At 64.8% G+C, this 22,823-nt stretch carries 23 protein-coding genes; 16 read left to right on the top strand and 7 right to left on the bottom strand.

The window, feature by feature from the left end:
- Positions 1-92: 92 nt before the first annotated feature.
- Positions 93-1,988 carry an aromatic amino acid ammonia-lyase gene (locus JHD67_RS13530; RefSeq protein WP_199099789.1) on the top strand — a complete coding sequence of 632 codons (1,896 nt, stop codon included), beginning with the start codon at positions 93-95 and terminating at the stop codon, positions 1,986-1,988.
- A 72-nt stretch (positions 1,989-2,060) separates the two neighbouring features.
- On the opposite strand, the gene JHD67_RS13525 is transcribed toward JHD67_RS13530, so the two are convergent.
- Complete coding sequence (locus tag JHD67_RS13525; protein WP_199099788.1) at positions 2,061-2,489, bottom strand: hypothetical protein; 429 nt, start codon at positions 2,487-2,489, stop codon at positions 2,061-2,063.
- Between the two features lie 215 nt (positions 2,490-2,704).
- Between JHD67_RS13525 and JHD67_RS13520 the strand changes: the two genes are divergently transcribed.
- The 14 genes from JHD67_RS13520 to JHD67_RS13455 all read left to right on the top strand — a co-directional run bounded on the left by JHD67_RS13520 (position 2,705) and on the right by JHD67_RS13455 (position 15,778).
- The gene (locus tag JHD67_RS13520) at positions 2,705-3,043 is read left to right on the top strand and encodes a YerC/YecD family TrpR-related protein (RefSeq protein ID WP_199099787.1); all 339 of its coding nucleotides are present in this window, start codon (positions 2,705-2,707) and stop codon (positions 3,041-3,043) included.
- Entirely contained in the window at positions 3,040-3,933 is an 894-nt protein-coding gene (gene hisG / locus JHD67_RS13515; RefSeq protein WP_199099786.1) for an ATP phosphoribosyltransferase, read from the top strand. The genes JHD67_RS13520 and hisG overlap by 4 nt, the downstream gene beginning before the upstream one ends.
- Positions 3,934-3,961: 28 nt before the next feature.
- Complete coding sequence (gene hisD, locus JHD67_RS13510) at positions 3,962-5,269, top strand: histidinol dehydrogenase (protein WP_199099785.1); 1,308 nt, start codon at positions 3,962-3,964, stop codon at positions 5,267-5,269.
- Positions 5,266-6,327, top strand: coding sequence for a histidinol-phosphate transaminase (gene hisC, locus JHD67_RS13505; protein ID WP_199099784.1), 1,062 nt, complete (start codon positions 5,266-5,268; stop codon positions 6,325-6,327). The genes hisD and hisC overlap by 4 nt, the downstream gene beginning before the upstream one ends.
- A complete protein-coding gene (gene hisB / locus JHD67_RS13500) occupies positions 6,324-7,388 on the top strand; it encodes a bifunctional histidinol-phosphatase/imidazoleglycerol-phosphate dehydratase HisB (protein WP_199099783.1) in 1,065 nt (354 codons plus the stop codon). Before hisC ends, hisB begins: the two co-directional genes overlap by 4 nt.
- On the top strand, positions 7,388-7,978 hold the full coding sequence (hisH, locus tag JHD67_RS13495) for an imidazole glycerol phosphate synthase subunit HisH (RefSeq protein ID WP_199099782.1): 591 nt from the start codon (positions 7,388-7,390) through the stop codon (positions 7,976-7,978). Before hisB ends, hisH begins: the two co-directional genes overlap by 1 nt.
- Entirely contained in the window at positions 7,975-8,703 is a 729-nt protein-coding gene (hisA, locus tag JHD67_RS13490) for a 1-(5-phosphoribosyl)-5-[(5-phosphoribosylamino)methylideneamino]imidazole-4-carboxamide isomerase (RefSeq protein ID WP_199099781.1), read from the top strand. Before hisH ends, hisA begins: the two co-directional genes overlap by 4 nt.
- Entirely contained in the window at positions 8,697-9,482 is a 786-nt protein-coding gene (hisF, locus tag JHD67_RS13485; protein WP_199099780.1) for an imidazole glycerol phosphate synthase subunit HisF, read from the top strand. Before hisA ends, hisF begins: the two co-directional genes overlap by 7 nt.
- Positions 9,475-10,107, top strand: coding sequence for a bifunctional phosphoribosyl-AMP cyclohydrolase/phosphoribosyl-ATP diphosphatase HisIE (gene hisIE, locus JHD67_RS13480; protein WP_199099779.1), 633 nt, complete (start codon positions 9,475-9,477; stop codon positions 10,105-10,107). The genes hisF and hisIE overlap by 8 nt, the downstream gene beginning before the upstream one ends.
- Positions 10,108-10,430: 323 nt before the next feature.
- Positions 10,431-11,831, top strand: a complete 1,401-nt coding sequence (locus JHD67_RS13475) for an FAD/NAD(P)-binding protein (RefSeq protein ID WP_199099778.1) — start codon at positions 10,431-10,433, stop codon at positions 11,829-11,831.
- Positions 11,832-11,958: 127 nt separating this feature from the next.
- Complete coding sequence (locus JHD67_RS13470) at positions 11,959-12,960, top strand: sulfate ABC transporter substrate-binding protein (protein WP_199099777.1); 1,002 nt, start codon at positions 11,959-11,961, stop codon at positions 12,958-12,960.
- On the top strand, positions 12,957-13,790 hold the full coding sequence (gene cysT / locus JHD67_RS13465) for a sulfate ABC transporter permease subunit CysT (protein WP_199099776.1): 834 nt from the start codon (positions 12,957-12,959) through the stop codon (positions 13,788-13,790). The genes JHD67_RS13470 and cysT overlap by 4 nt, the downstream gene beginning before the upstream one ends.
- Entirely contained in the window at positions 13,787-14,650 is an 864-nt protein-coding gene (cysW, locus tag JHD67_RS13460) for a sulfate ABC transporter permease subunit CysW (protein ID WP_199099775.1), read from the top strand. Before cysT ends, cysW begins: the two co-directional genes overlap by 4 nt.
- Positions 14,651-14,659: 9 nt before the next feature.
- Positions 14,660-15,778 carry a TOBE-like domain-containing protein gene (locus JHD67_RS13455; protein ID WP_199099774.1) on the top strand — a complete coding sequence of 373 codons (1,119 nt, stop codon included), beginning with the start codon at positions 14,660-14,662 and terminating at the stop codon, positions 15,776-15,778.
- A 27-nt stretch (positions 15,779-15,805) separates the two neighbouring features.
- Here the strand turns inward: JHD67_RS13455 and JHD67_RS13450 are convergent, their stop codons facing one another.
- The 4 genes from JHD67_RS13450 to JHD67_RS13435 form a co-directional block, all read right to left on the bottom strand.
- Positions 15,806-16,834, bottom strand: a complete 1,029-nt coding sequence (locus JHD67_RS13450; RefSeq protein WP_199099773.1) for a C13 family peptidase — start codon at positions 16,832-16,834, stop codon at positions 15,806-15,808.
- Positions 16,835-16,853: 19 nt separating this feature from the next.
- Positions 16,854-17,540 (bottom strand): acireductone synthase, encoded by a 687-nt coding sequence (gene mtnC, locus JHD67_RS13445; protein WP_199099772.1) that lies wholly within the window; start codon positions 17,538-17,540, stop codon positions 16,854-16,856.
- Between the two features lie 100 nt (positions 17,541-17,640).
- Complete coding sequence (locus tag JHD67_RS13440; RefSeq protein ID WP_199099771.1) at positions 17,641-18,207, bottom strand: acireductone dioxygenase; 567 nt, start codon at positions 18,205-18,207, stop codon at positions 17,641-17,643.
- Complete coding sequence (locus JHD67_RS13435; protein WP_199099770.1) at positions 18,204-18,851, bottom strand: methylthioribulose 1-phosphate dehydratase; 648 nt, start codon at positions 18,849-18,851, stop codon at positions 18,204-18,206. Before JHD67_RS13435 ends, JHD67_RS13440 begins: the two co-directional genes overlap by 4 nt.
- A gap of 163 nt (positions 18,852-19,014) precedes the next feature.
- Here JHD67_RS13435 and JHD67_RS13430 point away from each other — a divergent pair, with 163 nt between their 5' ends.
- Entirely contained in the window at positions 19,015-19,347 is a 333-nt protein-coding gene (locus tag JHD67_RS13430; protein WP_199099768.1) for a high-potential iron-sulfur protein, read from the top strand.
- Positions 19,348-19,816: 469 nt separating this feature from the next.
- Here JHD67_RS13430 and JHD67_RS13425 read toward each other — a convergent pair whose 3' ends face one another.
- Positions 19,817-21,265 carry an amino acid permease gene (locus JHD67_RS13425; protein ID WP_199099766.1) on the bottom strand — a complete coding sequence of 483 codons (1,449 nt, stop codon included), beginning with the start codon at positions 21,263-21,265 and terminating at the stop codon, positions 19,817-19,819.
- A gap of 207 nt (positions 21,266-21,472) precedes the next feature.
- A partial coding sequence (locus JHD67_RS13420; RefSeq protein WP_199099764.1) for an amino acid permease occupies positions 21,473-22,823 on the bottom strand: 1,351 nt, incomplete at its 5' end.

Here is a 22,823-nt window from a genome sequence, read left to right as displayed (position 1 = left end):
GTACCGGCGTGCGGGTTGCTGTCCCATGGCATGGCTGTGCGACAGCACCTTTTCATCAAACTAAGGAAGGCCCGTCCGGGCTGGAGTGAAGCATGACGGCAAAGACCATTCTCCTGGACGGCAACAGCCTCACCCGTGAGCAGCTGGTGGCGGTGGCCCGCCAGGGCTTGCGCGTGGAACTGGACGAGACGCAGCTCAAGCGCGTGCAGCGCGCTGCTGATTTTCTCGCGGACAAAGTGAGCTGTGGCGAGCCAACTTATGGCGTCACCACCGGTTTCGGCAGCAATGCCGACAAGTTGCTGGGCGCGCATCGCCTGCGCGACGAGCTGCCGGGCGGCCGTTCCGACAAGCCCGAAGGCACGCTGCTAGAAGAGCTGCAGCACAACCTCATCACCACCCATGCCGTGTGCGTGGGCAAGCCGTTCGCGACCGACGTGGTGCGTGCGATGCTGGTGATCCGCATCAATACCCTCATGCGCGGTCATTCGGGCATTCGCGTGGAGACGCTCAAGGCGCTCACCGCCATGCTCAATGCCGGCGTGGTGCCGGTGGTGCCGGAGAAGGGCTCCGTGGGCGCCAGTGGCGACCTGGCGCCGCTCTCGCACTTGGCCATCGTGCTGCTGGGTGGCGGCGAGGCGTTCTACCAGGGCGAGCGTCTTTCGGGCGCCGAGGCGCTCAAGCGCGCAGGCCTCGCGCCGATCCGCCTCTCCTTCAAGGAGGGTCTGGCGCTCAACAACGGCACGGCGCAGATGCTGGCGACCGCCACGCTGGCGCTGGATGATCTGGAGCATGCGCTGGAACTGGCCGACCTGGCCGCAGCGATGACGCTGGATGCTTTTGCGGGCCGTAGCGGCGCATTGCGTCCGGAAGTGCATGCGCTGCGACCGCATCCGGGGCAGGTCGAAACGGCCGAGCGCGTGCGGGGGCTGCTGGAAGGCAGCACCCTGGTCGATATTCCCTATCACCTGGTGCCGCGCTTCAAGCAGTGGAGTGCCGAGGCGTGGGCCGACCCGTCCGATCAGGCGCTCACTTTCGACATTGGTTGGGATTGGGTGCCGGCCAACCAGCGCCATGGCCGTGAAGCGTTCTATGCTCGCTTCCTGCCGTTCAAGGGTGGCAAGAAGCACCAGCCGCAGGATGCCTACTGCCTGCGCTGCATGCCGCAGGTGCATGGCGCCGTGCGCGACGCCTGGGCACAGGCGTGTCGCGTGATCGATATCGAGCTCAATGCCGTCACCGACAATCCGCTGATCTTCCCCGATGCCGAGGACGCGCAGTTCATCGAGGAGCAGGTGATCTCCGCCGGTCACTTCCACGGTATGCCGCTGGCGCTGGCGATGAGCTACGTAAAGGCGGCCATTCCGGTGCTGGCCTCGATCTCCGAGCGTCGCCTCAACAAGTTGGTCGATCCGGCCAACAACGATGGCCTGCCGGCCTTCCTTACCGGCAATGAGGACGGCACCGACTCCGGCTTCATGATCGTGCAGTACACCGCGGCCGCACTGGTCAATGACCTGGCCACGCGTGCGCATCCGGCCAGCGTCTATTCGGTGCCCACCAGTGCCAACGCGGAAGATCACGTATCGATGGGCGCCAACGAGGCCCGTCATGTGCTGGAGATGATGGAAGACCTCGGCTACGTCATCGCGTTGGAACTGTATACCGCCGCGCAGGCGCTGGATTTCCGCCAGGCCATGCTCAATGCGGCGCGCCGACTGGCCGCCCGTGGGGATTGGCAGGCGCTGGCCGGCAAGGTGGCCAACGCGCCTCGCGAGGATCATCCGCACTACGCCCAGTTCGTGGAAGAGGTGCAGCAGCTCACCTTCGCGCTGGCCCACGTGGGTGATTTCCATGCCGGCGCCACCGTGCGCAAGGCGCACGAGACGCTGCGCCAGCACATCGGCTTCATGTCGCGTGACCGCGCCATGGATGGCGATGTGCGTACCGTGTGCGAGTTGGTGCGTCAGCGAGTGTTCGCCCAGGCCTAAACCGGCTGTTCGCTCAGGTGTACGAAAAGGGCCGCGCAAGCGGCCCTTTTTCTGTCTGGGGCGCGCCCGGCCTCAGTCGAGGCTGGTGGCGTCTTTCAGCCCGTGCGGGCAGGACGTGAAGGTGGCCGCGGCCAGGTCCAGCAGCGTGCGGTCGGTGTCATGAAAGCCGTGATGGGCGTCCGCTCGGGCGGCCTCGTCCAGAATGTGCCCGAGTGCCAGCAGGTAGTTGCCTCGCATGGCGCCGTCGGCGTGCTCGGTAGCCTGCTTGGCGCCCAGCGCAAGGGCAAACGCGGCAACCGCCAGTTTGTGCGGATGCGCACCGGGCTGGCCTTCCAATAGCGCGTGTTTCTGCGCCCAGGCATGGGAGATGGTGCGTTCGGCGAGCGTCTGCGGAGATTCGTTCAGCAGGCCATACGCCGCCTGCAAGCCCAGCCATTGCTCGATCACCGCGATGGCTTGTTCCTGTTGAGGGTTGCGGCTCGGCGCGTGGAGAAGACTCATGGCGTTGCTCCTGCGAGGCTGAGACTTCTTGCGACGTGGGGCGTGGTCAAGGTGATTCTCGCAAGAAATAACCGGCCGGGCGAGCGCTTTTGCGCCGGCCAAAAGCCATACACCGGCAAGCTGAGTCGCTCCGGCGAGAGTGGTGGGGTACGGCCTTGCTGCGTTGCGACAACTGCCGTATGATCCGCTCCACTGTGTTAATGCGTTAGTACATTATGAAGCGTCGATCGATCGATCCGGAAACCCCCGCCGCCTCCGCGGAGCAGAGTCTGTGCGAGGCGCTGCTGTCCCTCAAGAACGTCGAGGAGATGTCGGCCTTCTTGCACGACCTGTGTACGCCGGCCGAGCTCGAAGTCATGGTGGATCGATGGCGCGTGGTGCCTTATCTGCTGGATGGCGTGTCCTACCGCGAGATCCACGAACGAACCGCCGTAAGCATCACCACCATTGGCCGCGTTGCGCGCTATATCAACCAGGGTAGTGGGGGCTATCTCGCCGCGGCTGCCCGGGCCGCCCGTCGCCGGGCGACCAGCAGCAAGAAGGCAAAGGCATGAAAACGCGCGACCGACTGCGTATCGCGATGCAGAAATCCGGCCGATTGACCGAGCCGGCACTGGATCTTCTCAATCGTTGCGGCCTCACGTTTCGGCAGAGCCGGGACAAGCTGTTCTGTTTCGGCGAAGGCGAACCGGTGGATCTGCTACTGGTACGCGATGACGACATTCCGGGGCTGATCGCCCAGGGCGTGTGTGATCTGGGCATCGTGGGGCGCAACGTGCTCAGCGAGTATCGCCTCACCGCGGGTCGCGAAGCCGAGGAGCTGGCGGAGTGGCGCGCGCTGGGTTTCGGCCGTTGCCGCCTGTCGATTGCGGTGCCGCAGGAGCTGGACTACCGCGAGGCCGCGCAATTGCAAGGGCAGCGTATTGCCACCTCGTATCCGGGCTTGCTGGGTGAATGGTTGCGCGAGCGCGGCATCGACGCCGGCGTGGTGACGTTGGCCGGTTCGGTGGAGATCGCTCCGCGTCTGGGCACCGCCGATGCGATCTGCGACCTCGTTCAGAGCGGCGGCACCCTGGTGGCCAATCAGTTGCGCGAAGCTGAAGTGCTGCTGGAAAGCGAAGCGGTGCTGGCGGGTGCCAAGGCGCTGCCCAGCGATGAGCGTGGCGACATGATCGAACTGTTGCTCAAGCGCCTGGATGGCGTGATTCAGGTACGCGAGTCCCGCCTGCTGTTGCTGCAGACGTCGCGCCACGCCCTGGAGGCGGTGATCCGGCTGTTGCCCGGCGGTCCGCAGCCCACGCTGCTACCGGTGGCAGGCCAGCCCGATCAATTGATGTTGCAGGCACTGTGCGCGGGCGAAGTCAGCTGGCGTCAGCTGGAAGAAATCAAAAAGGCCGGCGCGCGCGAAATGTTCGTGCTGCCGGTCGAAAAGATGCTCGCCTGATGCGGGCGGGAGCGAAGGGTAGAGCACTATGAACCGCCTGGACTGGAATGCACTGGATGAGAAGGGGCAGCGCGACGCGCTCGCCCGTCCCGCCCAATCGCGCGCCGAGAGCCTGCGCAGCGGCGTGGAGCAGATCGTGGCGCATGTGCGCGCCGACGGCGACGCGGCGCTGCGCGAACTGAGCGCGAAACTTGATCGCTGCACGTTGGCGGCCATCGAGGTTGCCGAGCATGAGTTCCAGCAGGCCGAGGCCACGCTGGAGCCCGCGCTCAAGGCCGCCATTCGAGAGGCGGCCGAGCGTATCGAGGCCTTTCATCGCGTTGCCGCGCCGCAGGCGGTCGCGCTGGATACGGCCAAGGGCGTACGCGTGGAGCGCATGTTGCGCCCCGTGCAGCGCGTTGGTTTGTATGTACCGGCAGGCAGCGCGCCGCTGCCCTCCACCGCCTTGATGCTGGGCGTGCCGGCCAGGATCGCTGGCTGCGCCGAAGTGGTGCTGTGTTCGCCCGCGCGCGCGGACGGTTGCTGCGATGAGGCGGTGTTGTATGCGGCCCGCATTACCGGGGTGCACCGCGTGTTCAAGCTGGGCGGCGCGCAGGCGATTGCCGCCATGGCTTACGGCACCGAATCGGTGCCCAAATGCGACAAGTTGTTCGGGCCTGGCAATGCCTGGGTGACCGAGGCCAAGCTGCAGGTGTCCTCCGACCCGGACGGCGCCGCCATCGACATGCCGGCGGGCCCGTCCGAAGTGCTGGTGATCGCCGATGAGCAGGCCAACCCGGCCTTTGTGGCCGCCGACTTGCTATCGCAAGCCGAACACGGCCCGGATTCGCAGGTGATTCTGCTCAGCCCCTCGGCCAGCCTGCTCGATGCCGTGGAAGCGGAAGTGGCAAGCCAGTGTGCGGCCTTGCCTCGCGCCCAGATCGCCGAGCAGGCGTTGTCCCAGAGTCGTCTTATTGCGGTGTCCTCGCTGGCGCAGGCCATGGCGGTGAGCAATCGCTACGCGCCGGAGCACCTCATCTTGCAGGTGGAGGCGCCACGCGCACTGCTGGACCAGGTCGAAAGCGCCGGCTCGGTGTTCCTTGGTGCATGGACGCCGGAGTCGGTGGGGGATTACTGCAGCGGCAGCAACCACGTGCTGCCGACCTATGGCTATGCACGCAGCTACAGCGGCGTGTCGGTGGCGAGTTTCCAGAAGCAGATCACGGTGCAGGAACTGAGCGCCGATGGCTTGCGCGCCATCGGCCCTTGTACGGCCACGTTGGCGGCTGCCGAGCAACTGGAAGCGCACCGCCGTGCGGTGACGTTGCGTCTGGCGGCGCTGGAGACGGCGGCATGAGCGTGCTCGAACTCGCTCGCCCGGAAATCCGCGCCATGCAGCCGTACTCTTCGGCACGCATGGAAGCCAGCGGCGGACAGACCATGCTCAATGCCAACGAATCGGCGTGGGCGCCGCCGGGCGATCATTCGCTGGGCTGCAATCGTTACCCCGATCCTCAGCCGCACGAGCTGGTGGATGCGCTGGCCACACTGTATGGCGTGCGCAGCGCACAGATACTGGTGGGGCGTGGCAGTGACGAGGCGATTGACCTGCTGGTGCGTGCGTTCTGTCGCGCAGGCGAGGATGCCATCGCGATCCAGCCACCTACCTTCGGGATGTATGCCGTGTGCGCGCGTGTACAGAATGCCGCCATCGTGGAAGTACCGCTGGCCGCCGACTTCACCCTCGATGTGGAGGCTGTACTGGCCGCGCTCACGCCGGCGGTCAAGCTGGTATTTGTCTGCACGCCGAACAATCCGACCGGCCAGTTGGTCAGCCAGGGCGACGTGGAGAGGCTTGCCACGGCGTTGTCGGGGCGCGCCCTGCTGGTGGTGGACGAGGCCTATCTCGAATTCGCCGATGCCCTAAGCATGGCCCCGCTGATCGATCGCTACGACAACCTGGCGGTATTGCGCACCTTGTCCAAAGCCTGGGCGCTGGCGGGCGCGCGCATCGGTAGCCTGCTTGCGCGAGAGGAGGTGATTGGCCTGCTCCGACGCATCATGGCGCCTTATCCGCTGCCGCGTCCTTGCGTAGCGTTGGCGCTGGAGGCCTTGTCCTCGGCAGGGCAGGCCGAGGCCCGCACGCACCTGGCGACGGTGCGCGAACAGCGTGCGTCGATGGCGGCTGCGCTGGCTGCTCTTCCGGGCGTGCGCGAGGTTTTGCCGTCACAGGCCAATTTCCTTGCCGTGCGCTTTGACGACGCGGGCGAGGTCTACCGGCGTCTGCTCGGCGCCGGCATCGTCGTGCGCGATGTGCGCCGCTACCCCCAACTCGGCGATGCCTTGCGCATCACCATCGGTTCAACGGCCGAGAATGCACGCGTTCTGACCGTGCTGCAGGATGTTTTCGCATGACCCGCAAGATTCTTTTTATCGATCGCGACGGCTGCCTCATCGAGGAGCCCGAAGATTTCCAGATCGACAGCTATGAGAAGTTCGCCCTGTTGCCGGGCGTCATCGGCGCGCTGCAGCGCTTTGTCAGCGCGGGCTATGAGCTGGTGATGGTGACCAACCAGGATGGCCTGGGTACGGCGAGTTTCCCGGAGGAGGATTTCATCGGTCCGCATGAGCTGCTGATGCGCATCCTCAGCTCGCAAGGCATACCGGTGAAAGAGGTGCTGATCGACCGCAGCTTCCTGCACGAGCGAAAGGACACCCGCAAGCCGGGCGTGGGCATGCTGCGCCACTACCTGGCCGACGACGGCTGGAGTCGGGGGGCGTCGGCCATGGTGGGCGATCGCGAGACCGATCTGCACTTCGCCGCCAACATGGGCGTGAAAGGGTTCCGCGTGGGGCCGCAGGCCCTGAGCTGGGCGGAGATCGCGCACCAGATGCTCGACGCGCCGCGCATGGCCACAGTGGAGCGCAACACGCGTGAAACCCGCATCACCGTCAGTGTGAACCTGGACCAGGTGGCCGAGCCGCAGATCCACACCGGGCTGGGTTTCTTCGATCACATGCTGGAGCAGATCGGCAAACACGGCGGTTTTGCGCTGGCGCTGCGCTGCGACGGCGATACGCATATCGACGAACACCACACCATCGAAGACTGCGCGCTGGCGCTTGGTCAGGCCTTGCGTATCGCACTGGGCGACAAGCGTGGCATCGGCCGTTATGGCTTCGTGCTGCCGATGGACGAGTCGCAGGCCAGCGCGGCGCTCGACCTGTCGGGGCGTCCGTACTTTGTATTCGAGGGTAGCTTCCCGCGCGAGCGCGTGGGCGACATCCCCACCGAGCTGGTGCCGCACTTCTTCCGTTCGTTGTGCGAAACCCTCGGCGCCAACCTTCACCTCAACGTGCGCGGCGACAACGCGCACCACATGGTGGAGGCATGCTTCAAGGTGGTGGCGCGCACCTTGCGCCAGGCGATCCGTCGCGAAGGCGATGAGTTGCCCAGTACCAAGGGGGCGCTTTAATGAGCGTCGTGCTGGTCGATGCCGGCGGCACCAATATTGGTTCGGTGCGTTATGCCTTGCAGCGGCTGGGGGCGGATGCCGCACTGACGGCGGATGCCGCCGCCATCCGCGCGGCCGACAAGGTGATCCTGCCGGGGGTTGGCGCCGCGGGCCCGGGCATGGCGCGCCTGCGCCAACTGGGGCTGGTTGATGTGCTGCGTTCGCTGACCCAGCCGGTGCTAGGCGTGTGCCTGGGCATGCAATTGCTGTGCAGCCATTCGGAAGAAGGTGACACGGCATGCCTCGACGTTATTCCGGCCCGGGTGCAACGTTTTCAGGAGCATCCGGGTCTGCGTGTGCCGCATATGGGATGGAACCACTTGCGGGCGCGCCGGACACACCCGCTGCTGGCTGGGTTGGGCGAGCAGGATTGGGCGTACTTCGTGCACAGCTACGCCGTGCCCGCCGGCGAGTATGCGTTGGCGACCAGTGACTACGACGGCGAGTTCGCGGCGGTGATTGCCCGCGATAACTTCCACGGTATGCAGTTTCACCCCGAGCGCTCGGCCCAGGTCGGCGCTCGCCTGCTGAAGAACTTCCTCGACCTATGAGCTTTACCGTCATTCCCGCCATCGACCTGCGTGGCGGCCGCGTAGTGCGGCTCAAACAGGGCGACTACGACCAGCAGACCACGTATGCATTCGATGCACGCGAGCTGGCGCGCAGCTATGCCCAGGGCGGCGCAACATGGCTGCATCTGGTGGATCTGGACGGTGCTCGTGATGGCGGCCTGGATAACCTCGCCGTGATCGAAGCCATTGCACGCGACGGCATGCACATCCAGGCTGGCGGCGGCGTACGCAGCGAGCAGGATGTGCAGCGCTTGTTCGACGCCGGTGTCTCGCGCGTGGTGCTGGGCAGCCTGGCGATCCGCGAACCGGATCTGGTTGCGCGCTGGCTAGCCCATTACGGCGCCGAGCGCTTCACACTGGCGCTCGATACGCAGCAACGCGACGGTGCCTGGACCTTGCCCAGCGCTGGCTGGACAGCTACCGAGTCGCGCACTCTGGACGAGCTGGCGCCGTGGTATGCGGCGCGTGGCGCGCGGCATCTGCTGTGCACCGATATCGAGCGCGATGGCATGCTGGCCGGTTTCAATTTGGCGCTCTACGGCTATCTCGCCGAACTGGTACCCGCGCTGGCGACGCAGGCCTCGGGTGGCGTGCGTTCGGTGGACGACATTCGCGCCGCGCGCGACGCCGGCGCCAAGGGTGTCATCCTGGGGCGTGCCCTGCTGGAAGGGCGTTTCACGCTGGCGGAGGCGTTGGCATGTTGAGTCGTCGCATCATCCCCTGCCTGGACGTGCGCGATGGCAAGGTGGTCAAGGGCGTGCGCTTTCGCGATCACGTGGTGATGGGCGAAATCGTGGAGCTGGCATTGCGTTATCGCGACGAGGGCGCCGATGAGCTGGTGTTCTACGACATCACCGCCAGCCCGGAAGGACGCAGCGTGGACCGCGCCTGGGTGGAGCGGGTAGCCCGGGTCATCGATATTCCTTTCTGCGTGGCCGGTGGCATTCGCAGTGTGGATGAGGCACGCGCAGTGCTGCATGCGGGCGCGGACAAGATTTCGGTGAACTCTCCCGCGCTCGAGCGCCCTGCCTTGATCGACGAGTTGGCCGCCGCTTTTGGTGTGCAGTGCGTGGTGGTTGGCGTGGACAGCCTGCGCGATGCCGACGGTGAATGGCGCGTGCGCCAGTACACCGGCGATCCGTCGCGCACGCAGGCGCTGCCGAGGCGTACCCTGGACTGGATCGTGGAGGCGCAGCAGCGCGGCGCCGGTGAGATCGTGCTCAACTGCATGGGCAGCGATGGTGTCCGGCAGGGTTACGACCTGGAGCAGCTCTCGGCGGTGCGTGCCCTTTGCCAGGTGCCATTGATCGCCTCGGGCGGTGCAGGCACACCGGCGCATTTCCTGGATGCCTTCGCACAGGCGGATGTGGATGGTGCGCTGGCTGCCAGCGTGTTCCATTCCGGCGCCATTGCCATTCCCGAACTCAAGCATTGGCTGGCGGCGCAAGGCGTCGTTGTGCGGCAGGAACAGGGTCATGACTGATACGAATATCGATGTGAGTGCGTTGGATTGGGCGAAGGGCGATGGTTTGCTGCCCGCCGTCGTGCAGCACTGGTTGACCGGCGAAGTGTTGATGCTGGGCTATATGAATGCCGAGGCGCTGGCCACGACGCAGGCCAGCGGGCACGTCACCTTCTACAGCCGCAGCAAGCAGCGCTTGTGGACCAAGGGTGAGAGCTCCGGCAACGTGCTCACCCTGAAGTCCTTGCGGGTCGATTGCGATGCGGACACCGTGCTCGTGCAGGCTGTACCGCATGGGCCGACCTGCCACCAAGGGACCAGCAGTTGCTTTGGCGATGACGTTGTCCCGCCTCTGGGTTTTCTTGCGGAGCTCGATGCGCTGATCGCGCGTCGTGATCGGGAGCGTCCGCAAGGCAGCTACACCACCAAGCTGTTCGAAGGGGGCATTCGCCGCATGGCGCAGAAGGTCGGTGAAGAGGGCGTGGAAACCGCGCTCGCCGCGGTGGCGCAGGATGACGAGGCCCTGCTGGGTGAGGCGGCTGATCTGGTATTTCACCTGCTGGTGACGCTGCGCGCACGCGGGCTCGGTTTGACTGACGTAACACGCGTGCTGGCGGCGCGACACACTGAGCGCACTGGGCATTGACGCCGCCTACGTGGCGTTTACGTGACGTCATAACCTTACGGACATGACTGTCGGCGTGGCGCCCACGAACGACTAGCGCGGCCTTAACGGGCTCTGTGATTGATTCTGTACCGGGTATAGCGACGCGCCTGAGCGTGCGTCGCGTGTCGCCGCGATGCGTCGTGGGATGCATCGCGGCGCATCCATGCATCGGCAGGTGGTCGTGGGTGTTTGTCGCCGTTCGATGTGAAAGTGAGCTTCACTTTTGGGCGCTTCATTCGGGATCGAGTGACCTGCCGAGGGCAGATCGCATGGGTTCGTGTCCGCAATCCGGGGAATCAGTCATGGGCGATATCGCGGTGATCGGCGGTGGTGCGGCGGGCGCGGCGGCCTTTGGCGAACTGCTGTCACGTTACGACGCCGGTACGGTGCATTGGATCGTGGGGCCACAGGAGCTGGGGCGCGGCGTGGCCTATGCCACGCGCGACGATCGTCATCTGCTGAATGTACGGGCGGCCGGCATGGGCGTGTTCCACGAGCATGCCGAGGATTTCATCCAGCATGCGGCTCGTCAGCTGGGGCAGGTAAAGGGCACGGATTTTCTACCGCGTCGCATCTTTGGCGACTTCATCCAGGCGCAGGTCGGTGCGCGTATCGACGCGGCCCGGCGCCTGGGGCGCAGTTTCCGCATCTATCCCGAAAGTGCGCAACACATCGTGGTGCGTGATGAGGGCGGTTATGCGGTCCGCATCGGTGGTGAGCGTTGGCTTGAGGTGACGCAAGTGGTGCTTGCGGTCGGCTCGCTGGCGCAGCGCCCACTGCGTACGGTTTCGAGCCAGGCGCTGGATAGCGGCGCTTACGCGCTCGATCCGTGGCGTTTGGAACGCCACACCAGCGCACCGCGCCGTGTGCTGGTGATCGGCACCGGGCTCACCGCGGTGGATACATTATTGTCCGTGGCCGAGCGTTGGCCGCATGCCGAACTGGTCGCGGTGTCGCGCCATGGGCTGTGGCCATTCACGCATTCCCCGCTGCCGCTGAGCAGTTATGCCGGGCAGGAGGCCCTCAATCGCGACCTGTTGGCGTGTGACAGCGTGGCGGCCATGGTGCGGCGCGTGCGGCAGGCATTCGACGATGCGGAAGAACACGACTGGCGCAGCATCATCGACGGCATGCGCCCGGTTAATGCCTTGCTGTGGCAGCGCCTGGGAGATGCGCGTCGGCGCCAGTTCCTGCGTCATGTGCGCTGGGTGTGGGAGTCGTCGCGGCATCGCATGGCGCCCGCCTCCGGCCAGGCCATTCACCAGCTATTGGAGGAAGGCCGCCTGCAGGTGCGCGCTGCCCGCGTACTGGCGGTGGATGGGGCCGGTCCCTTGCAGGTGACCTTGCGCGAGCGCGCTACGCAATTGGTGAGCACGCTGGGCGCCGATCTGGTGATCCAGGCGACGGGGCTCGATACCGCCATTGCCTATGGCGAGCACGAATTGCTGGCGCGGTTGCTCAACGATAGCCTGGCCGTGGCCGACCCGTTGCAGCTTGGCGTGCTGGCTCGCGCGGACGGCCAATTACTGGGTGCCCATGGCGAGCCGCAGCGTGGCCTGTTCGCCATTGGCTCGCTGCTGCGCGGCAATCTCTGGGAGTGTACGGCCATGCCCGAGATCCGTGCGGCCGCCCACCAACTGGCCGTGCGGCTATCGGACGCCGCCGTAGCGACGAGCCGCGATAACGTACAGGACATGCCCTGAAACCGATCCGAGCGGCGTCCGCACGGATCTCGCGCAACAGGCTTGCCATATGGATATGCCATATCGCGATTTCGCCGTGTCAAAGCCGCTCGATAGTCTGACTGTTCGAAACCGCACAGGAGGCGTCATGCCGAAGTTGCTTTCCATCGTGCTCGCGAGCGCCGTTCTATGGCTGGGCTCCAACGCGTTTGCGGGCGAGGTGACCTTGCTCAATGCGTCCTACGACCCCACGCGGGAGCTCTATCGCCAGATCAACGCGGCGTTTGCCGCGGAGTGGAAGACACAGCGCGGCGATAGTGTGAACGTGCGCATGTCGCACGGCGGCTCGGGCAAGCAGGCCCGTTCCGTGGTGGAGGGCTTGCCGGCCGATGTGGTGACCCTGGCCCTGGCGTATGACATCGACGCTATCGCCGACCGCGGCTTGATCGCCAAGGATTGGCAACAGCGCCTGCCGGATCGCGCCTCGCCCTATACCTCCACCATCGTGTTCCTGGTGCGCAAGGGCAATCCCAAGGGCATCAAGGACTGGGCCGATCTGGTGCGCCCGGGTATTCAGGTGGTGACACCCAATCCAAAATCCTCGGGTGGCGCGCGCTGGAACTTCCTGGCGGCGTGGGGTTATGCGCTGAAGCAGCCAGGCGGTACCGACGTCACGGCCAAGGCATATGTGCAGACCTTGTACAAGCACGTCTCCGTGCTGGACACCGGCGCGCGCGGCGCCACCAACACCTTTGTGCAACGAGGTATCGGCGATGTGCTGATCGCCTGGGAGAACGAAGCGTTGCTGGCGCGGCAGGAGCTGGGCAAAGACAAGTTCGAGATCGTGGTGCCTTCCATCACCATCCTGGCCGAGCCACCGGTGGCCGTGGTGGATGCCAATGTGGACAAGCACGGCACGCGCGCCGTGGCCCAGGCCTACCTGCAGTTCCTGTATTCGCCGCAAGGGCAGGAGATCGCCGCGAAGAATTACTATCGGCCGCGCACGCCGGAGGTGGCGGCACGCTATGCCAGTCAGTTCCCGGCCACACGCACCTTCACCATCGATGAGCTGTTCGGCGGTTGGCGTCAGGCCCAGGCCAAATTCTTCAGCGACGGCGCCATATTCGATCAGTTGGAGGCGGGGGGATGAGCATCCTGCGGCAGCGCGTACTCCCGGGCTTTGGTCTCAGCCTAGGGTATGCGTTGACCTATCTGAGCCTGATTGTGCTGCTGCCACTGGCGGCGCTGGCGTGGAAGGCCGTCGGCATGGGTGCAAGCGGTTGGTTGCAGCTGTTGAGCGCACCGCGCACGCTGGCGGCATTGCGTTTGAGTCTGGGCGGTGCCGTGTTGGCGGCGTCGATCAATGCGGTGATCGGTTTACTGGTGGGCTGGGTGCTGGTGCGCTACCGCTTTCCCGGGCGGCGCGTGTTCGACGCGCTGGTGGATCTGCCGTTCGCTTTGCCGACTGCCGTGGCGGGTATTGCGCTGACCACCCTCTACGCGCCCCAAGGCTGGCTGGGACGGTGGCTGGAACCCTTGGGCATCCAGGTGGCGTACACGCCGCTGGGTGTGTTGGTGGCGATGGTATTCGTGGGGTTTCCGTTCGTGGTGCGCACGCTGCAACCGGTGCTGGCTTCGTTGGAGCGTGATGTGGAGGAGGCCGCCGAGAGCCTGGGTGCGCGTCGCTGGCAAACCTTCTTCCGGGTAATCCTGCCGTTGTTGGCGCCCACGTTGCTGACCGGCTTTGCACTGGCGCTGGCGCGTGCGGTGGGGGAGTACGGATCGGTGATCTTCATTGCCGGCAATATTCCCGGTCGTTCGGAAATTGCACCGCTGCTGATCGTGCAGAAGCTCGAGCAATTCGACTATGCCGGCGCGGCAGCGCTCGGGGCGGCCATGTTGCTGCTGTCTTTTGTGCTGCTCGTGCTGGTGGCCTTGTTGCAGCGTTGGAGCCAGCGCTGGGCGGAGTCGTCGCGATGACGTCCCGCCTGCGCCGACGTCCGCTGGGTTGGCCGCGCCGGTTAGCGCGCCTGGTGCTGATTGTGTTGGCGCTGGTGTTTCTGCTGCTGTTCCTGGTGCTGCCATTGACCACGGTGTTTATCGAGGCGTTTCGTCAGGGCGTGGGTGCATTCGTCGAGGCGATCCGGCAGCCGGAGGCCTTGTCGGCGATGCGGCTCACCTTGCTGGTGGCCACGATTGCGGTGCCGCTCAACGTGGTGTTTGGCGTGGCGGCGGCTTGGGCCATGACTCGCTTTCAGTTTCGCGGCAAGGCCTTTCTGGGTGCGTTGATCGATCTGCCGTTCTCAGTATCGCCGGTGATCTCGGGCCTTATCTACGTGCTGATGTTCGGTGCGCAGGGTTGGTTTGGCCCATGGCTGGAGCGGCATGACATCAAGATCATCTTCGCCGTGCCGGGACTGGTGCTGGCGACGGTCTTTATTACCTTGCCGTTCGTGGCACGCGAGCTCATTCCGCTGATGGAATCGCAGGGCAGCGAGGAGGAGGAGGCCGCGCGCGTGCTGGGTGCCAGCGGTTGGCAGATGTTTTTCCGCGTGACCTTGCCCAATATCCGCTGGGCCCTGTTGTATGGCGTACTGTTGTGCAACGCGCGAGCGATGGGCGAGTTTGGCGCCGTTTCGGTGGTCTCCGGCCATATCCGCGGACTCACCACCACCATGCCGCTGGAGGTGGAGATGCGCTACAACGAATACGATTATGTCGGTGCGTTCGCGGTGGCCTCGCTGCTCGCTTTGCTGGCGCTGCTTACGCTGGGTATCAAGACGTTGATGGAATGGCGTTACGGCGACGAATTGGCGACGCACGCGCCGGGTGGTCATTGAGGGCAGGGCATGACGCTTGAGCTATCCCATCTCAATCGCCGTTTCGCCGGGTTCAGTGCACTGGACGAGGTGAGCCTCAGCATCGCGCCGGGCGAGTTCCTGGCGCTGCTGGGCCCTTCCGGCTCGGGCAAGACCACCTTGCTGCGCATCCTGGCGGGACTGGACTACCCGGACAGCGGCAGCGTGCTCAAGGGGGAAGAGGATTTCCTCGCCACGCCGGCACGCGAGCGGCGTATCGGCATGGTGTTCCAGCACTACGCGTTGTTCCGCCATCTCACGGTGACCGAGAACATTGCTTTCGGCCTGCGCGTCCGCCCGTGGCGTACGCGCCCCTCGCGGGCCAAGATTCACGAGCGGGTGGATCGCCTGCTGGCACGCGTGCAATTGGATGGCCTGGGCGGTCGATATCCCACCCAGCTCTCGGGCGGCCAGCGCCAGCGCGTGGCCTTGGCACGCGCGTTGGCGGTGGAGCCGGATCTGCTGCTGCTGGACGAGCCTTTCGGTGCGCTCGATGCCTTGGTGCGGGTGAGCCTGCGGCGCTGGCTGCGAGAGCTGCACGAAGAGCTCAAGCTCACTACGGTATTCGTCACTCACGATCAGGAAGAGGCGCTGGAGTTGGCCGATCGCGTGGCGGTGATGAACCAAGGCCGCATCGAGCAGGTGGATACGCCGGAGGTGATCTATCACCAGCCGGCCACCCCGTTCGTATGTGAGTTCATCGGCAAGGTGAACAAGTTCGGCGTGCGCCGCCATGCGGGCGGCTTGGCGGCCGGAGCGTGGGTGTGCGAAGGCGATCCTTGGCCGGAGCGCTACAACGCGGCGTGGGCCTATGTGCGGCCGGAGCAGTTGCGGCTCGCCGTGCCACCAGCCCAGCCTGCATGGGATGCATGGCTGCGCCATATCTACCTGGCCGGCAGCGTGGCCCATCTGGATCTGCACGTGCCGTCATTGGATCAGTCGCTGGAGGCGGATGTGGCCAGCGAGGATCTGGCCCGTTTGGGGCTGCAGGCAGGCATGAGGTTGCGTGTGGCGCCGCGCAGTGCCGTGTTGTTCGCGCAGGATGCGGGCGGCCACACGGTGGAGCGCGAACGCTGGATATGGCACGCGCAGGACCGCGTGCACGCCTGAGCGCCGATGCGCCCAGGGTGTCAATCATCAACGCGGTGTCAGCGTATGTGGCGCATTGGTCGGCGACTGCGCAGGCTGGAACGACACCGCGGGGCCGGGCGTCATGTGCTGACGCCAGCGTGCCAGTTGCTCGCCGATGCCGGCGCCAAGATCCATCTGGGGTTCGGACGGGGTGAGCTTGCCCTTCTGTTCCCACTGCGCGATCTCGCCCGCGGCTTGCTTGTATGCGTCCACGAAATCCGGCGTGCGGTTCAGCGCATCCACCAGCCAGGCGTGGCCAAAATAGGTGATGTCCGAATCGCTGCCGCAACCGAACGAGCTGCGGTCAGCGCGCGCAGCGGTGATGACCAGGGTGCCCGGGCCGCGCAGTTCCGGTACGAAGCCGCCGGAATAGCAGGCATTCACTACCACGACCTTCCACTTGAAGGGACGCTTGTGGAGGATATCCGCAAGGTCGGAGGCGCCGATCTGGTCGAGCGGCAGCGGGTCCATGTCCACCAGCAGGTTGTGGTCTTCGTCGCCGTGCGTGGTCATGTAAAGCAGCAGGATGTCTTCATCCGGCTTCATCACGCCGGCCAGGCCATCCAGTGCCGCCTCCAGATTGCTCCAGCTGGCGAGCGGACGCTGCTCCAGCGTGCTGGGGTTGTTCTCCAGCACCATGACATGCGTGCCGGGGCCAAAGCGCTTGGGGAACATGGTGGCGGCGTATTCCGCTTCGTTGCGGAACACGTCCTCGCCACCGTCGGCGCCAAAGGCGAGCACATACAGGTTGGGCCGACCCGCCACGCGCGGGCCGATCGCGCCGAGCGCCTTCTGCACCATGCCCGGCTGCGCATAGATGATCTGTTCGGGCGACGGTGCTTGCTCGGGCCAGTTGTCCGAGGCGGTGTTGTCCTCGTCCGTGCCGGCGCTCGCCGCCGGTGCCGGTGCGCTGGCACTCGCCTGTGCCTGCGGGGCTGTCACGGCGGGAGCGTTAGGCGGCGTAAGGCGAGCCATGCCGAGCATGAGCAATACGCCGGCTGCGAAGGCGAGCAGAGCAGTCAGGGCAATACGCATGGCAGGGGCTCGCGTCAGGTCAGAGGACGATGGCGTCGAAATCGGCGTAGGCCGGGTGGCGTGGCTGGTCGGGAACCGCCAGCGGTGCACGCAGCAGCCATCCCGTACGCAGGCCTGCCGCCTTGGCGGCATCCAGTTCCTCGACGATGTCAGACAGGAACAGGATGTGGCCCGGTTGTTCGCCGATCGCCTGGGCAATCTTCTCGTAGGAGGCGCGCTCGCGCTTGGGGCCGGCTTCGGTATCGAAATAGCCGGAGAAAAGCGGAGTCAGGTCGCCGGCCTCGCTGTAGCCGAAGAACAGCTTCTGGGCCGGTACGGAGCCCGAGGAATACACGTACAGGTGCAAGCCATCGGCGCGCCAGGCATGCAGGCGGGTAGACACTTCCGGGTAGACGTGCGCCTGGAAGTCGCCGTTTTCGTAACCTTCCTTCCAGATCATGCCCTGCAGGGCCTTGAGCGCGGTGGACTTGCGGTCCTCGTCGATCCAGCGCTGCAGCAGTTCGATGATCTCCTGGCGCGGCGCCTCGATGATGCCCGCTTCCTTGGCGGCCTCATGCAGCCAGTGCTGCACTTCAGGCGTGTCGCCATGGGTTTCGACAAACGCAGGCAGACGCGTACGGGCGTACGGGAACAGCACGTCCTTGACGAAGGTGATGGAGCTGGTGGTGCCTTCGATATCGGTGAGGATGGCGCGGATGACGGTCATGCGGGGAAGCCGGGATGCAGGGAGCCCAAGCTTACCCGGCGGCGCCTTGGACGCCTACCGGCCGCCGTCACAGGCCCCGAATGGGGCCGGGAGCGGAACGTCAGGCGACCGTGGCCGTGGTGTGCGGGCTCATGCGGGGGAACTGCGTGGCGATATCTTCACCCGTGAACTGGGCCACCCAACCGTCCTTGTTGGTGAACAGGCGGATCGCCACGAAATAGGGCGCCTCGCTCATGTCGAACCAGTGGCGGGTGCCATCCGGCACGCCGATCAGGTCGCCCTGTTCGCACAGCACGTCGTAGACCTTGTCGCCCACGTGGAGGGTGAACTGGCCCGCGCCGGCAACGAAGAAGCGCACCTCGTCCTCGCTATGGGTGTGCTCGCTGAGGAACTTCTGTCGCAACGTGGCGCGATCCGGGTGATCGGGCTTGAGGCTGATCACGTCGACGGCCTGGTAGCCTTCCTCAGCCATCAGGCGATCGATGTCGGCGCGGTAGGCGGCGATCACTTCTTCCTGGCTGGCGCCGGGTGCGATCGGCTGATTGGCCTCCCAGCGTTCGAAGCGCACGCCGATGCGGCCGAGTTCGCGGGCGATATCGGCGTGCTCGCCATGTACCGATTGCGGTGCCTGTGGCTGGCTATCGGAAAAAATACGCAGACGACTCATGCGGACAGCCTCCGGAGATCGAGTTCGCAGCCGAGCAGGAATTCCAGCGCCTCCAGATGGCGGCGCGTTTCGGCCATATCGCGGCCCCAGGTATAGATACCGTGGCCGTTGATCAGGTAAGCATGCAGCGGCCGGCCGCTGTCGATCCAGGCATCGACCTGGGCGACCAGTTCGGGCATCTGCTGCGTGTTGGGAAACACCGGTATGGCCAGCTCGGCATCGTGCGTGGTTTCGCCGGCAATGGCCTTCTGCAACTCCCAGCCTTCCAGTTTCACCACGCCTTCGCGCGCGAACAGGCGCGAGGCCACGCTTTGCGTGCGCGAATGGGTATGCAGCACCACGTTCATCTCGGGGTAGCGCCGGTAGATCTGCGTGTGCAGATCGGTTTCCGCGCTGGGCCGGGCGCTGGTGCCCACGGCCTTGCCGTGCATATCGATGAGCATGATGTCCTCGCGACCGAGCTTGCCCTTGTCGCGACCGGAAATGGTGATGGCCGCGTGGTCCGGGTCCAGTCGCATGGAGAAATTGCTGCTGGTGGCGGGTGTCCAGCCTGCGGCCGCCAACTCGCGGGCGGCATCGGCGATGGCGTCGGCCCGCTGGGCGAACAACTTGGGCGAAAGGGTGGCGGGAAGAACCTGGCTCATGATGTATGGACGTCCAAATGAGCTCGTACTATATCATGCCGGGTTCGTGGGCACGGCGAAAATGCGATTCGTTCTCACGACTTATTCGCCGCGGGAGTAGCATCGGGGAAGTTTCGCCACGGGCGTGGCGGGCACCGGTTCTTTAGGGATGGAGGGTGAACTCATGTCGCATGAGAAGAACATCGAATCGCGCCGTCGTTTTCTCAAGGCTGCTGCCGGTACGGCCGCAGTCGCGGCGGTGATCGGTACGATGCCGCGCTTGGCGCGTGCCGCCGATCTGCCGCACCTGGCCGAGTCGGATGCGACCGCCAAGGCACTGGGTTATGTCGAGGATGCCAACAAGAGCACTGATCCAAAGCACACGGCGGGTAACAACTGTGCCAATTGCCAGTTCTACTCCGGTGCGCCGACCGGCTACGGTCCGTGCCAGCTGTTCCCCGGCAAGGCCGTCAACGCGAAGGGCTGGTGTGTGTCGCACGCGACCAAGAAAGCCTGATCGTACTCGCGCGTGGTGGATCGAGAGGCCGGCCTGAGTGCCGGCCTTTTTCATGGCTTGACCCAACACGAGCGCGCCAATTCGCGACGAAGCGACGCGGCGTAATGAGAGTGCACAGAAAAGGAAACTCGAAACCGAAGGCATCGGCGAGTAGAAGATGCTGCCCAGACGCGTCAGGCCGAGGAGCTGACCCGCCTGACGCGCCGGGCGGCAATCCGGGGCCCACTGCCAAGTGATCAACCCACGGAGCACAGATGATACTCCTGGCGTGCCTGTTTGGGACCTCGCAGCCCCAACTTTTTATCGAAAAACTCTCGTTAAATTCAATAAAAACAATAACATGGCGAAAAATTCGAGACTGACCCTCACGAATGAAAGCCAGCGAAGCTGAATTCGTACCGCCAGGGCGGGCAAGGCCGCCCTGGCAAGTTGGCCGATGTTTTCGTCAGATGAGCGCCAATGGGCGAAATTAGCCCTTGGCCTGCTTGTGCAGGCGGCTGTGGCGCATGCCGTAGCCGAAGTAGATGGCCAGCCCGATGACAGTCCAGATGATCATCAGCAGCCAGTTGAACCAGGCCATGGCGCCCAGCAGGGCCAGGCAGCTGAGTACGCCTGCGGGGCAAATGACCCATGCCCACGGCACGCGGAAACCGCGATGCAGGTGGGGCGCGGTGTAACGCAGGATCAGCACGCCAGCGCACACCGCCACGAAAGCGATCAACGTGCCCATGGAAGTGAGATCTGCCAGCAAGTCGAGCGGGAATACCGCGGCGAGCACGGCGATGCCCACGCCGGTAATCACCGTGTTGATGTGTGGCGTGCGATAACGCGGATGGATACGGTTGAACACCGGCGGCAGCAGGCCGTCGCGGGACATGATCATGAAGATGCGCGGCTGGGCGATGATCATCACCAGGATCACCGAGGACAGGCCGATCAACGCGCCGATCTCCACCACCAGGCGCAGCCAGCCCAGCTCCGCGTGACCACGAACGGCCGTTACCACCGGCTCGCTGGTGCCCAACTCGGTATAGGAAATGAGGCCGGTCAGCACGGCGGCCATGGCGAGATAAAGAATGGTGCAGATAACTAGCGAGACCAGGGTGCCGAACGGCAGGTCGCGCTGTGGATTTTTGCATTCCTGTGCCGCGGTGGAGGTGGCCTCGAAGCCGATATAGGCGAAGAACACCATCGCCGCGCCGCGCATGATGCCCGACCAGCCGTATTTGCCCGGACCCTGGTTCTCCGGAATGAAGGGGTGCCAGTTGGCGGGATCGATGTAGCGATAGCCCGCGACCACCACAATGATGATCAGGCCGACCTTGAGCGCCACCATCAGCACGTTGAGGCCAGCCGATTCGCGAATGCCGACATAGCACAGTGCCGTCAACGCCAGCACGATCGCCACGGCGGGGAGATTCATCAGATGCCCGGTGGCCACCAGGTGGCCGTCGGTGAACGCCAGTGGCGCCTCTGTCAAAGCCTTGGGCAGATGGATGCCCACGTGATCGAGCAGACTGGTGAAATAGCCGGTCCAACTCGCCGCCACGGCCGAGGCGGAAATGCCGTACTCCAGCACCATGTTCCAACCTATGAACCAGGCCACCAGCTCGCCCAGCGTGGCGTAAGCATAGGAATAGGAGCTGCCGGAAATCGGAATCAGCGTAGCGAACTCGGCGTAGCACAGCGCCGTAAAGCCGCTGCAGATCGCCGCCAGCATGAAGGAAATCAGCACCGCCGGGCCAGCGTGTTCAGCGGCTGCCTGGCCCGTGACTACGAAGATGCCGGTGCCGATGACCGCGCCGATACCCAGCGCCGTGATGCCCCACGGGCCCAGGGTGCGTCGAAGGGCGGGGCCGTGCGAGGCGTCGTCGGCGTCGGAGAAGTCGGTCTTGCGGGCGATTAACTGTTTGAGCATGCGTCAGCCTGGTGGCGCGTAGGGCGAGGGGCGCCCTTGGTAGGTCATGGCGAGAAGGCCGGTGCCCGACGCGCTTCGCTTCGTCCGTTGTTCCAGCCTGCGCTGGAACTCCGTGTTTTCAGGGCCTCTGTCGAGGCCTTGAATCCCGGCCCTTACCGGGACGACGATCATGCGTAGCGCTACTGGCACCGGCCCTTTTGGGTCAAATCAAGAGTTTTGCTTGCGCAGCTTGCTATGGGAATACCCATAGAAGAAATAGATGAGCATGCCGATAGTGGTCCAGCCGAGCATCAGCGGCCAGTTGGCGCGGAACGATTGCCAGAACAAATACAGGCAGATCACCGAGCCGAGAATGCTCACCACCCAGATACCCGGCACGCGGAACGAGCGCGGCAGGTCCGGGCGGGTGTAGCGAAGGATCAGTACGCCGATGCACACGGTGGTGAATGCCAGCAAGGTGCCCATCGATACCAGTTCACCAAGGATGCTTACCGGGAACAGGCCGGCGAGCACGGCCGCGGCCACACCCGCGATCATCGTGGCGACGTGCGGCGTGCGATGCGAGGCGTGGACGCGCGACATACCCTTCGGCAGCAGGCCGTCTTTCGCCATGCTGAAGAAGATGCGCGAGGTACCCAGCAGCATCACCAGGATCACCGACGACAAGCCCGCCAGGGCGCCGAACGACACAATGGCCTTCAGCCAGGTCAGCTGCGGGTACAGGCTGAGCGCGGTCGCGACCGGCTCCGGCGTGCCAAGGATATGGTAGGGAGCGATGCCGGTGAGAGTCAGCGCCATGGCGATGTAGAGCAAGGTGCAGATGAACAGCGAACCCAGGATGCCGATCGGCATGTCGCGCTGCGGGTTCTTGGCTTCGCCAGCGGCGGTGGAGACCGCATCGAAGCCGACGTAGGCAAAGAACACCAGCACGGCGGCACGGAAGATACCGCTGGTGCCGAAGCGGCCCGGGCCTTCCTCCGGCGGAATGAACGGATGCCAGTTTTCCGGATTGATGTAACGGAACGCGAAGATCAGAAATAGCGCGATGACCACCACCTTGATCGTCACGATCAGCGAATTGACGAAGGTGGACTGGGTAATGCCCCGATAGCACAGCCAGGTGAGCGCGGAGACAATGATGATGGCCGGCAGGTTGACCAGCGCGCCGGTGGTCACGATCTGATGCGTGTCGGTGAACTTGAGCGGCGCGGAGGACAAGTAGCTCGGCAGCGCCAGCGACATGCCGGTCCAATGGCCGAGGATCGAAAGGCACTCGTTGAAATAGCCGGACCAACTGGCCGCCACGGTGGCGACGGCGAACAAGTACTCAAGCACCAGGTTCCAACCGATGAACCAGGCGACGATCTCGCCCAGCGTGGCATAGGAGTAGGCGTAGGCGCTGCCGGAGACCGGGATCATGGCGGCGAATTCGGCGTAACACAGGCCGGCGAACGCACAGGCAATGCCCGCGACGATGAAACTGATGACCAGGGCGGGGCCGGCATGTTCGGCGGCGGCCTGACCGGTGATGACGAAGATACCGGCGCCGATCACGGCA

Source organism: Dyella sp. ASV21 (genome assembly GCF_016428975.1).
Lineage (GTDB): Bacteria > Pseudomonadota > Gammaproteobacteria > Xanthomonadales > Rhodanobacteraceae > Dyella.
Note: the sequence above shows the minus strand (reverse complement) of the source record. Positions and strands in the feature narration are given on the sequence as shown.